Source organism: Collinsella aerofaciens (assembly GCF_015560135.1).
Classification (GTDB): Bacteria; Actinomycetota; Coriobacteriia; order Coriobacteriales; family Coriobacteriaceae; genus Collinsella; species Collinsella aerofaciens_AN.
The window spans coordinates 1-10,940 of record NZ_JADMRH010000029.1; the positions used below are offsets into that span (position 1 = coordinate 1).

The 10,940-nt window shown below is 55.4% G+C and carries 11 protein-coding genes; 6 read left to right on the forward strand and 5 right to left on the reverse strand.

What is annotated here, in order from left to right:
- Positions 1–71 precede the first annotated feature (71 nt).
- The 3 genes from I2H19_RS09230 to I2H19_RS09240 form a co-directional block, all read right to left on the reverse strand.
- On the reverse strand, positions 72–743 hold the full coding sequence (locus I2H19_RS09230; RefSeq protein ID WP_229089883.1) for an ATP-binding protein: 672 nt from the start codon (positions 741–743) through the stop codon (positions 72–74).
- Entirely contained in the window at positions 740–2,047 is a 1,308-nt protein-coding gene (gene istA, locus I2H19_RS09235) for an IS21 family transposase (protein WP_271745863.1), read from the reverse strand. The genes I2H19_RS09230 and istA overlap by 4 nt, the downstream gene beginning before the upstream one ends.
- 541 nt (positions 2,048–2,588) lie before the next feature.
- Positions 2,589–4,109, reverse strand: a complete 1,521-nt coding sequence (locus I2H19_RS09240) for a hypothetical protein (RefSeq protein WP_195622480.1) — start codon at positions 4,107–4,109, stop codon at positions 2,589–2,591.
- A 170-nt stretch (positions 4,110–4,279) separates the two neighbouring features.
- Here I2H19_RS09240 and I2H19_RS09245 point away from each other — a divergent pair, with 170 nt between their 5' ends.
- Positions 4,280–4,489, forward strand: coding sequence for a hypothetical protein (locus tag I2H19_RS09245; RefSeq protein WP_147357156.1), 210 nt, complete (start codon positions 4,280–4,282; stop codon positions 4,487–4,489).
- A 7-nt stretch (positions 4,490–4,496) separates the two neighbouring features.
- On the opposite strand, the gene I2H19_RS09250 is transcribed toward I2H19_RS09245, so the two are convergent.
- Positions 4,497–5,294, reverse strand: coding sequence for a hypothetical protein (locus I2H19_RS09250; RefSeq protein WP_117743949.1), 798 nt, complete (start codon positions 5,292–5,294; stop codon positions 4,497–4,499).
- On the reverse strand, positions 5,287–6,402 hold the full coding sequence (locus I2H19_RS09255; RefSeq protein ID WP_118267980.1) for an AAA family ATPase: 1,116 nt from the start codon (positions 6,400–6,402) through the stop codon (positions 5,287–5,289). The genes I2H19_RS09250 and I2H19_RS09255 overlap by 8 nt, the downstream gene beginning before the upstream one ends.
- A gap of 529 nt (positions 6,403–6,931) precedes the next feature.
- Between I2H19_RS09255 and I2H19_RS09260 the strand changes: the two genes are divergently transcribed.
- The 5 genes from I2H19_RS09260 to I2H19_RS09280 all read left to right on the forward strand — a co-directional run bounded on the left by I2H19_RS09260 (position 6,932) and on the right by I2H19_RS09280 (position 10,798).
- Positions 6,932–8,026, forward strand: a complete 1,095-nt coding sequence (locus I2H19_RS09260; RefSeq protein WP_195622481.1) for a hypothetical protein — start codon at positions 6,932–6,934, stop codon at positions 8,024–8,026.
- Positions 8,027–8,120: 94 nt separating this feature from the next.
- Positions 8,121–8,939: an AbiU2 domain-containing protein gene (locus I2H19_RS09265; protein ID WP_195622482.1), complete on the forward strand. Its 819-nt coding sequence runs from the start codon at positions 8,121–8,123 to the stop codon at positions 8,937–8,939.
- A gap of 243 nt (positions 8,940–9,182) precedes the next feature.
- Entirely contained in the window at positions 9,183–9,449 is a 267-nt protein-coding gene (locus I2H19_RS09270; protein ID WP_055287420.1) for a hypothetical protein, read from the forward strand.
- On the forward strand, positions 9,449–9,727 hold the full coding sequence (locus I2H19_RS10125) for a DUF4160 domain-containing protein (RefSeq protein ID WP_082421950.1): 279 nt from the start codon (positions 9,449–9,451) through the stop codon (positions 9,725–9,727). The genes I2H19_RS09270 and I2H19_RS10125 overlap by 1 nt, the downstream gene beginning before the upstream one ends.
- Positions 9,728–10,009: 282 nt before the next feature.
- On the forward strand, positions 10,010–10,798 hold the full coding sequence (locus tag I2H19_RS09280; RefSeq protein ID WP_195622483.1) for a DUF3825 domain-containing protein: 789 nt from the start codon (positions 10,010–10,012) through the stop codon (positions 10,796–10,798).
- The last annotated feature ends 142 nt before the right edge of the window (positions 10,799–10,940 follow it).

Consider the following 10,940-nt stretch of genomic DNA (forward strand, 5'->3'; position numbering starts at 1 on the left):
GGGTATCGGGTTCCCACATTCATCCGTACATGTGCGGATGAATGTGGGAGGTGTTCGGATGAAGTCGATAATCAAGGCGTGAAGAACTCATCCCACCCGCTCGGGGCGATGTTACTCGTAAGGACCATCGCGTTCGGCCCCTCCTTCTCGTAGCGCCTGTCGACGACATCGAAGAACAGGTCGGTGCACGGCCTGTCGTAGACGCATCTCCCCACCTCGTCCACGATGAGGCACGACGGCTTGACGAGCGAGGAGACGACCCGCGAGGTGTTTCCCCGCTGGACGGCCTTCTGGAACCTGTCCCTGAGCTCGGTCGCCTTGATGTAGTAGGTCTTGAGCCCCCGCATGCAGCACTCGCGCCCGTAGGCCTGCGCGAGGTGCGTCTTCCCTATGCCGCCGGGCCCGACGAAGGCGACGTTGCGGTGCGCGTAGAGGTCGGCCAGCGACGGGAGCTTGCCCAGCGCGGCCGCGTCCCGGCCCTGGATCCTGGAGAAGTCGAAGCCCTCGAAGGTCTTGGGCTCGCGCCTGGGCAGCCTGCTCAGCCTCAGCAGCGTCTCGATGGAGGCGAGCCTCCTCTTCTCCGCAAGGTAGGAGAAGGTGGCGGCCACGGCGGCCATCTCCCCGTCGCCGAGGTCGAGGTCCGAGGCGAGGGTCGCGAGCTCCTCCGCCCCGACGGCGATCCCGAGCCTCGACGCGGCGTCGCTCGCGAGCTCGTAGGGACTCGCCCCCGCGCCCGCCATCATTCGGCCCTCCCGAAGTCGAACCTCTCGAAACCGGGCTTCGCACGGGGCGGGGCGATCTGCTCGACCACGGTCCCGACCGGCTGGGTCGGCAGCTCCTCGGGCTGCGCCGGCGATGTCTCCCACTGGCCCTCGCACCAGCTGTCGGCGCCGGCGCCGACGGCGTGGGCGACGAGCTCGCGGGAGAGGTCGTCGCTGTATATGTGCACCACGCGCCCCTCCCGGCTCACCCTGCACTCGCGGCGGCCGTACCAGTAGGGCACGCCGTAGCGGTGCCCCTCGAAGCTCACGAAGCCGTCGAAGGAGATCTTCCGGCGCGGGCACAGGTACCGCTCGACCTCGGCCGTGACCTCGAGCGGCCTGGTGTTCGCCGAGCACGCCGCCTCGTGCTCGCGCATCGGGACGCATGCCGCCGGGCGCCGCCAGCGGCCTCCCTGCTCGGCGCACCAGAGGGCGGCCTCCCGGTTGAGGGCGTCAAGGTCGGTGAAGGACCTTCCCGCGAGGAAGTTCCCCTTCACGAAGCGGACGAGCCTCTCCACCTTGCCCTTCGTATAGGGGTGGCGCGGCCTGCACAGCCTGGTGCGGAAGCCGACGACGCCCATGAACTCGGCGTAGTCGGCCTGCCAGACGGGCCGGCCGTCGGCATCGCGGCGGACGACCACGCTCTTCATGTTGTCGGTGAGCACGGTCGCGGGCACGCCCAGCGCCGAGAACGCGTGCAGCATCCCGATGAGGAGGTTCTCCTGGCGCGCGTTCGGGAAGAACTCGACGTGGGCGCTCCCGCAATGGTGGCAGACCATGGCGAAGCAGGCGATCCGCGCCCGCTCGCCGCCGGGGCGCTCGACCGCGACGAAGCCCCAGTCCATCTGGTAGGCCTCTCCGGGCGCCGTCCTGAAGCGCTGCCCGCGGCAGCCCTGCGGGGCCACCTGCCGCCTCTTCGCGGGCACGAGGTCCCGGTGCGCGGCGATATAGGTCTTCACCGTGGTGAGGCCGCCGGCGTAGCCCTGGCCGAGCAGCCGCTCGAATATCACCTGCGAGTTGGTGACGCCCTTCCGCAGGAGGTCGTCCACCAGGCCGGTGTGGCCGGCAAGCACGCCCGGCGCGGCCCTCCTCCCGCTGTTCCCGTGGGGCAGGGCCCTGAACCCGTGTGCCCTGACCGTCCTCGCACGGGAGCGGGTGAGCCCCGTCCTCCTGCAGAACTCCGCGAGGTTGCATGCCTGCGGGTCGAACCCGTCGCCCTCCTCCGCGGCCATCTCCCGGAGCGCCGCGTCTATAATCTCCTGTAGGTCATCGTGTCTCTCGTTCACCTCAATGGTCCTCCTAACGCCGGCGTGTTGGCACCACCAGCGTAGTGGCGGCGGGGAGGCACGGTGGCCATTATTCGGTGACCGGGATTGGTCAAAATAGTTTGACTATTAGCGGCTAAAATCGCCCGGCGCTAACACCCTCGCTGAAACCCGCGGCCGCGACAACCAAGACAAACATAACGACCAAGACGACGGTAACCAAGACCACGGTCTCTACGTCCTCCAAGCCTAAAGCCACCAGAGTGACCGCAGCGACACTCCCCAAGACCGCCGACAACAACTGGATCGCCGCCTCATTAGCGCTATTCCTGCTAGGAGCAGCGCTTATAGCTGCCGCGCACCGCTGCTCGGTATCGCATGCATCGTCATGGCGGTTGTTCCCGCTTTGAGCTACGCAGGCAACCGATTAAAAGCGAGTTTTATGTTTCCCAAAGTAGGGGCGCACCGGCTAACGCCGGCGCGCCCCTACTACTGAACGGACAGTTTTAATTACTAAGGATACGGCAGCAATCCGTACATTCCGCAGCAGTCGGGAACCATTCTATTCCGCCTCTACGATTTCGTCTGCATTGCCTTCGGTTTCGTTGTTCGGCTCATTTATCTCAGTGTTCTTGGCCACCGTCTCTGTGTCACCGTCTTCTGCAGGGAGGTAATACATTAAGCCAAATAGCTCATTTATCGCTCTGCGAGTATTTGCAGCTGAGACACCGATGCGCTTCAGCTGCATTGCATAGACAAGATAGCGTAGAAGCAGCAAATCAAGAATGGCAGCACCTTTGAAATCCTTGTCAATGTTTCCATGGGCAAAGTCATTTCTTTGCTCAGCCAGCCTGCTTCCAATGACTTCGTAGGAAAATTCCTCATCATTCCTTTTGTATAGACCTTCCCCAAATACCCCAATCATTTCATGAAAATCTCGACCAGCCTGTACTATCTTCGATTCCAGATTGCTAAAGCCGATGCTCTTCTTTGCATATTTCAATATCTTTTTAGCTTTTCCGGAGCTTTGGTTAATGCATTCATCCATCTGAGCTGATGCTCGTTGCTCAGCAGCCACTCGAGCTTCTGATTTGACAACTCCGCTTGGATACGCTTGGTCAAATTCCCATTCAAATGCTGCGGAAGTCAGCACGAAGTCCGATGCATCGAGCGTATGTCCCTTTTCGTATGTTTCAGGAATATGCCTTAGGTAGATTTCTCCGTCTGCAATCGCTCCAAACATTTTAATCTCATACGGGTCCAGCAAAGACAGCTGAATATATCGACCTTTTTCAAGAGGCTTGGTATCAAATGGCTCTGAGGATCTCGCTAGCTTGAATTCAGCTGTGCTGGGGTAATGCGAGTCGTCGTACATAGCCTGCAGGCTGCAATTCTCAATTAGTGTGTTTTTGCTGAATGTCAGATATTTGAGGAAGTCTTCTGCTGCATGCCACAGGCGATAGAAAAACCAGTAATCGTCCGTTTCATCAAACTCGAAAATCATGCTGGAATTAAGGGTGATGGGTGGAGTACTAATTTTCATACTGCATGTCCACCCAACTGAGAAATACGCCGCGATATCTCTGCCCTCAAAGCGAAATGCTCTCTTCACGGTCGAAGTTCTGTCGAATCCATTTGTCCTGATAGAGATGATTCCCTTTTCTGTAAGGTCGTCAGAATCAAATACCTGCGAGAATGCCCTATTAACCGGATGAATGTAATTCAAGGCCCTGCCGGATAGAGTCATCCTGCAAAAACCATTGGTATTCGGGCTACATTCCAGATACCCAGCAACGTTGATATACAGAGTCGAATTTCGACTTCCGACAGTCGATTCCTCCCTGGTCAAAAAGATCAATCGCTTGCTTGTCTCGTTGCAGAAGCCGTCAAGATAAGGCACATCAACAGTCAAAGGGTCGCCGGATGTATACACACCGGGGCAAATTTCTTTTTTTAGCCAACCCCACATAATGTCATTCTTGCGTTCTTTGGGCGGGATGAGAACAACCTCAGAGCCATCGAACACAAAGACAAAATCAACATCTTTGAATTTTAGAGTTCCCGAATACGTGTTGTCTGTCATCTTATTTACCCCTCATAATGACCTTTCCAGTCCTTGTTCGCAACCTTGTCGCCGATCCTCTCGAGATCGACGCAGGCGAAATGCCAGTCTCCTAACAGCTTGTCCAAGCTGGGCTTAACGGGTTCCACATCACCTGCGTGAACCCGAAGTCGGAGTGGGGGAAGCTGATAGTGAGGTACTTTCCCGAGCTCGCGCCGCTGCAGGCGATTCGGAACAACTATCCGAAGACCCCGCTCACGCTCGACCGCGTTGACGTGGGAGGTCGCGGCGGCATCAGGCAAGAGAACATCATCGACTGGATGCTGTCCGGGGCATGGCCAACAACGTCTCTTATGCCGAGTTCACAATTTAGACAGGAGAACCTGTACCCGCGAGATTAATTGCGTCTCATCCATTTCCTCGGGGGCAATCATCGAACTTAAGGTGGCGCATCGGAGCCATGGAATTAAAGAACTTATCACCGAAATAGTCGAGCAGAAACTCTGGAAAAGCCGATAGCACAAACACCGAACCGTCCTCGATCCGCATCCTTTTCTCCTCGCGGAAGATCGCATCGACCGTAACCAGCTCTCGATACGTCTCAAATGAAACCTCATCGAGACCGAGCAGGCACTTGCATCTCAATACGAAGGCAGCGATTGCATCTTTCCATTGGGGAAGCTCCATGTGCTTCCCCACGTTAACGTTTCCCTCTCCCGACTTATTTTTATATTGAGCGATTTCCGAGTTGTCAACAAAACAGCCTGAATGCGCCTGGCACTGCCCTGCGCGATAATCGTACAGTGCCTCGACCATCGGGTAGCTTATATAGAGCTTTCCGCTCTCGTGCTCGTTATCGAATGCGAGGAGCATCGCCTCCACAAGGGCATCGGACTCGCATCCAGGCGCATTGTTCTGATGAGAGTCGTAGTCAAAGAAGAGAAAGACCTCATCAACAGAATCCCTCTCCACGCCCTCTAGACATTTTGCAGCAGAAGGCACCGTTTCTCTCAGTACCTCCACAACATCCAGATCGAAGTCCTCCTCTGCAAGCCGCTCGTAAAGCATGTAGATGTTCTGCGCCGCTGGCAGACAGATCACCCTCAGGTCATCTCTCCCTTTCAGAAAAAGATCCTTCATCTTCTCCGCAAAGCGCAGGTCACGCGACTCTCCTTCAACGATGAAGAGCGTGACCGGGCTAGCCATCGAAAGCACCGGCCTTAAACATCTTCTGGAGGTTATGCGCCAATCTGAGCTCCTTGGGTGTTAGCTTTTCCAGCGAGCGAATCTCCCCCTCCTTGAGAATGAAATAGACATCGGGACGCATGAGGTCGTTCGTCAAAAGGTCCGTGTTGTGCGTCGTAATGAAAACCTGGACGCCCTCAAGGTCCCGTAGCATCTCCACGATCGACCGGGACAATTCAAAGTGATAAAAGGCATCGAATTCATCGATAAAGACCAAGGAAGCCTTGCTCATCTTGATATACCAGTAGTAGTACAGAGCAAGTGACATGGTGCCTGTCGAGGCGACCGACGCAAACGGAACGGTACCGCCCTCGAACCTGCAATAAAGCTCGGGAACTCCATTCACGTCCACGGATACGAGGTTCAGGGAGATTCCCTGCTGGCGCAAGAATTCTTGGAAGTCCTCCATCTTTCCTTCGCGAATAATGCCCTGGGTAAAGATATCCGAGCCAACCGAAAGCCCCTGATATCCACGCTCATCGAGCGAGTAGAACATGAGCATGTTGTCGACAAAGGAGGTGAAGGCTCTAAACGCCCTGGCAGACGGCTCATCTCGCAGTATTGCATTGCTCTTGACATATTTGACACGCGACAGCCTGTCGGACTCAGTGGGGAGATCGGTAGAAAGCGAGAGGGACTCGGCGCCCGGCAGGTCAACATGGCCCGTTTGAGCGTCGAACCTGTAGCTCAAGACCTCCACGCCAGCAATGTACAGACTCTCGTATACAAGCGTCTGTGGGTCGGTTTTCCCGTAGCGGTATACGACCTCGATATTGTCGAAGACAAAATCGTATTGAAACTCTGTAATTGAACTCTTTGAATTAAGGCACCGGTATGGCGAGTATTTTTTGAGCAGCTTTTCCTTGTCGGTCAGATGCAGAACAATGTCGAATATCGCGAGGGCGAAATTGGACTTTCCACTGCCATTCGCACCATATATGATGCCCTTTGCCTTAATGCCATCCTGAATTACCTGTTGATTGAATGAATAGTTGGCGGGATCGGATAGATCAAATGTAATTCGCTTATTGAAGCACTTGAAATTTGAAACCGAAAACTTCTTGAGCATGGCACGGCTCCTCTGCTTTCTGAGTCTATTTGAAACACAGGATAAAGTAGCTTAGCAAATTGGTCAATTTGCCCGTATTTTTAATACGGATATTCCGAAGAAAAACTACGGAAGTACGCGATATACGCCGGGCCTGTCCAACCGATCATAGTCTTCGCAGGGCAAGACTTCTTCGCGCGCGAGGGAGAATGTGATCTCGATCGTTAGGCGCACGCTGATAAAACTAGGCGGTACCGTCTCAGCGACCCCGCCTTACAAATCCGAAGGTTTTTCATCTAAATCTATTATGAACCATCTTTTATGGACTATCGGAACCATTTATCAAACAACATCATCAGAAACGTGAAGGGCGAATTCGGATGCTGATTCTCCCTTTCACCGGCTGGCAAAACGATTTACACCTAATTGTGGACATTGCCCACGCGATTTCTCTTTGCTCCCGCATCGATCTCGCTAAACTAATAGGTGCTGCTACCAGGGCATTTTTCTGGTGCATATTCTATTGGCTCCTGCGAAGATCGGAGCGGCTATGTTTGCCGCCGAGTCCCACACCGGCCGTCATCACATCGCGATCGCTGCCATGGCCTGCCTATGCGTTTTGCTGGGCGGGCCTTCTTGTGCCGCGGGCGCGGAGAGCCTGTTTATCGCGGGCGCGACGTACTGCGAGCCGGGCGTGTCGGGCCCCGGCTGGGCCTGGACCGATGCCGGCCATCTGGAGCTTGACGGATACGCGGGCGACGCCACCGCCGCCGACGGCGACCTGGTCGTGACGCTCGCCGGGCAAAACTCGGTGACGGAGTCGAATGCGCCCGATGCGGACATCACGCTGTGCGGCATGGAGGTGTGGGGCAACCTGACGCTTCGCGGCACCGGGACCCTGACGGCGACGGGCTCGCAGTGCGGGATCCACGTCTCGCGGACGCTCGTGGTGGACGGCTGCGCCGTCGATGCCCGGGCGGACGGGGCCGACGTCACGGACGAGGCCGTGGCCGGCGTGATCGCCGGCGACATGGCCGTGTGCGGCCGCGGGCGCGTCGTCGCCACGGGCGCCGGGTCCGGGGCGGGCGTGCGCGCCTACGGCGTGTATCTGCAGGACTTAGGCCTTGGCAATGGCGCGGCCAGCTGTCGGCTTTCCGTCGATGCCTCGTGGCTTGATGCGGCCGGCACCGACGGCGGTGTTGCTTGTCTGGGTGGGTCGCTTGTGTCTGTGAGGTTTGTGACGCCTGCCGGCGGGACCTTTGGTGCTAGCGACGTGGTGGATGCCTCCGGTGCGGTGGCGCCGCATGTGGTGGTTGAGCCCGATGTCGCCACGCCTCCGGCGGGGGAGACCGACAGGCGCGACGTGTCTGGCGATAGCGCGGACAAGTCTCCCGCCCATGTTAATCCCGCTGCCGAAGAGCCCACCACAGGGCCCACGGCAAATCCGGCACTGAAACCAGCGGCCGCGACAACCAAGACAACAACGACAGCAACCAAGACCACGGTCGCTAAAGTCCCCAAGCCCAAAGCTGCCACCGCGACAACTGCGACACTCCCAAAGACCGGCGACAGCCATTGGATAGCCGTGTCCACATTGCTGTTCGTGCTGGGAACAATGCTCCTGGTCGCCGCATATCGCTGCTAAAGCACCCATTTCGATAGGCTATGTAGAAGGCTATATTCTTAACGACACATTTGTAGAATAGTTTATTACGACAATTGCTCAGGATTTATCTAACATGTACCACGAATCGGATCATACAGTTGACGCTGCCAAGAAAGAATTAAACGCCGGCCTTCTTGAGCTGCTTGAACGTTGCAGCTATCTATACAACGAGGCATTTTATGCCAACACGGAACTAGCAATCCTTCGCGAACTGTCTAAAGCATCTTCCGACTATGAGAATGAAGTAATTTGCGCTGGCTGCTTCTTCAGCTTTACACAACTTGCATTAACCGAATCCTGTTTCATGAATTGCGCACGGTTATTTGATGCCAAAAGCGACGTCAGTATTGGGAACTTGATAGAAGAAGTCTCGTCTCATTCTGCTGAAATCGACGCACTTGCAATCTCTATATTCGGTGATCGACCAAACTTTGACAGGCTTAATCCAATCGTTCACCCATTGGCAGAGGACGAGGAGCGTTTTTACCCCAAGGAAGTTGAGTCTCAACGCTCATATGAAAAACTGTTCGGAAATCATTGCAGAATGGTTACTGTGTGTATAACCACTCATGACCTTTCCAATCTATGGAAAAAACGACTCAACAGTCTCCGTAAACTAACTGACATGCTTCGCGATCAGCGAAATAAGGTTTTCGCCCATAGCGACATGGAAGCACTGAAATATGATGAGCTTGTTAGGCGACTTCCTTTAACTTACGGCGAAATTCAAAAACTAATCGACTTCGCACTCGATCTGACAATCGAATTATTTGCAAAAATTACTGGCATTGAAAAAGATCGATTGCCCAAGAACTACAACGATATACAAGGCCTCCTAAAATATGCGGAGGTTGGCATGGAGGCTGTTGAGCAGCATTTGGGTAATCTATAGGATTCAAGCGCCTGCAAGTAGTTAAGCATGCGAGCGCTTGAATCTGAATACGATCCTTGACATAAAGTCCGACCATCACACAATGACGGTTTTCCATGCCAAAAAGACGCTGAAGCGTGAGGTGGTTTAAATCTCAGTAATACAAATAATCAGCAGTTCAGGTCTTATGGGAATAATTCAATTCGCATCACGTTGCATCTAAGCGGCTGTTTATACTTGGATATAAACACTAAGGAGGCAGCAATGCTTTGGAGCTATGTTCAGCTAGATGACGGCACTCAGTTTGCCTACTCAGAAACACGAGACGACGGGACCGTTCGCGTAGCCGTCGAGCGCCCGGTTGATTTTGGTTTTGACCATGCAGAATGCTTTCTACCTGCGGTCAAATGGTTTAACGTCGAAGGATTTTCTACTGACGAACTGGATTTTTTGACCGAGTTCGTTAGATCAAACGCTCCGTTTATCTTCGAGCTTGCAGAACGGCAAAAAGCTGGACCGGCGGTGGCATAATGCCTCGAATTCTTGTTTTTGGACAGTATGTTCTGTTCTTTTGGATCGCGGAAAACGGAGAACCCGTTCACATCCATGTAGGGGTAAAGAGGGCGGCTGCTAACTCGACTAAGTTTTGGCTCACTAAAAATGGCGGATGCACACTTGCGAACAACGAGAGCAAGATTCCGGCTAAGGATCTCAGGGATCTTTCAAAACTAATCACCATGAACCATCGATACATTTGTGACAAGTGGCGCGAAACCTTTGGTGATGATTCCCTGACATTCTATTGCTAAACCGCAATTGAACCATGATTACGCTTGTCAACTCATGATTGCCGATGTTGACGGGCGGGACCTTCCTGTTACGCCGCTAGTGCTCCAATCGTACTTTCCGATAGCCCGGAACCCAAAGACAACCAGCACTACGCCTGGATCCAGGACCTTGTTTCCGGAAACCGCACGCGAGCAGAACTCGCCGACGAGCTGCGCCGCAATTGCGTTGTGTGTCTCGACGGTGCGTCGCACGTATAAAATCTAAGCATCCAAACTCTAACTATGAAATGGAATGGACGCCACATGGAGATCCCAAGCACCCTGTGCAGCAATGTGTACGACTTCGCGTTTTGCCCCGAGCCCTGCTACGACCGCCTGGTCGACCTCGCCGACCCCGAGGACTGGGGTCCCGGCAACCGCATCCTCAAAAACTACCTGTCGTTCTCATTTAGCCGCGCGGTGTTCTTGACCGAGCGTGACGTGGACCAGACCGCCCCGTCCAACTTACCGCTGGTGTTCGACGACGACCGTTGCCTATTCAACACCGGCCTGTACACGCGCCGCTACGAGACCATCTACGGCCTGTTTGAGCCCAACACCAAGCCCGACGCGCGCCAGCGCTGGTTTTTGAAGGGCTTCTTTAAGGAAAGCGACCCTATGTTGGTATCGTTTGAGTACCTGCCGTGCCGCGTGCGCTTTGCCGAGGACCCCTCCGAGCTGGCCTTTGACTACCGCCTTCCCATCCGCTCCAACATCGACCACATTCTGGGCGATGAGGAGAACCTTACGCGTATTCCCGCTAGCCTGATGGGGGAGGGCAACTCGCTGCTACTGCGCCGCGCCTTTGAGGGCGCCGTCGTCGAGGCCGCCCGCCGCGCCGCAGCCAACTACACGCTCGCGGTACCGCAGTTCTACGGCGGCCGGATCCAACTGCTGCTGCCGCTGTGCCTAACCGGCGACAAACCCGAACTGGCGCTGACCATCCAGCGCGAGGACGGCTTCTACGCCGCGCGCACCTGCCTCACGCTCGACATGGCCTACAACAACGCGCGACTTATCTGCCGCCCCGAGACCTCGTGGATTAAACGATAAAGGGTGGTTAAGCTGCGGTTTTACCGATTGCTTTTGTTGTTTTGGCTTGGATAGCACCCACGAATGGTTGATTTCCGATCTCAGCCGAACACATTAGGCGGACAGGCCGTTCCCGCAGCTAGCCGAACGCCCCCGAGGCCCC

Coding starts and splice junctions, on each gene's coding strand:
- I2H19_RS09230 (WP_229089883.1), bottom strand. CDS start 743: ATGATGGCGGGCGCGGGGGCGAGTCCCTACGAGCTCGCGAGCGACGCC.
- I2H19_RS09240 (WP_195622480.1), bottom strand. CDS start 4,109: ATGACAGACAACACGTATTCGGGAACTCTAAAATTCAAAGATGTTGAT.
- I2H19_RS09250 (WP_117743949.1), bottom strand. CDS start 5,294: ATGGCTAGCCCGGTCACGCTCTTCATCGTTGAAGGAGAGTCGCGTGAC.
- I2H19_RS09255 (WP_118267980.1), bottom strand. CDS start 6,402: ATGCTCAAGAAGTTTTCGGTTTCAAATTTCAAGTGCTTCAATAAGCGA.
- I2H19_RS09260 (WP_195622481.1), top strand. CDS start 6,932: ATGTTTGCCGCCGAGTCCCACACCGGCCGTCATCACATCGCGATCGCT.
- I2H19_RS09265 (WP_195622482.1), top strand. CDS start 8,121: ATGTACCACGAATCGGATCATACAGTTGACGCTGCCAAGAAAGAATTA.
- I2H19_RS09270 (WP_055287420.1), top strand. CDS start 9,183: ATGCTTTGGAGCTATGTTCAGCTAGATGACGGCACTCAGTTTGCCTAC.
- I2H19_RS10125 (WP_082421950.1), top strand. CDS start 9,449: ATGCCTCGAATTCTTGTTTTTGGACAGTATGTTCTGTTCTTTTGGATC.
- I2H19_RS09280 (WP_195622483.1), top strand. CDS start 10,010: ATGGAGATCCCAAGCACCCTGTGCAGCAATGTGTACGACTTCGCGTTT.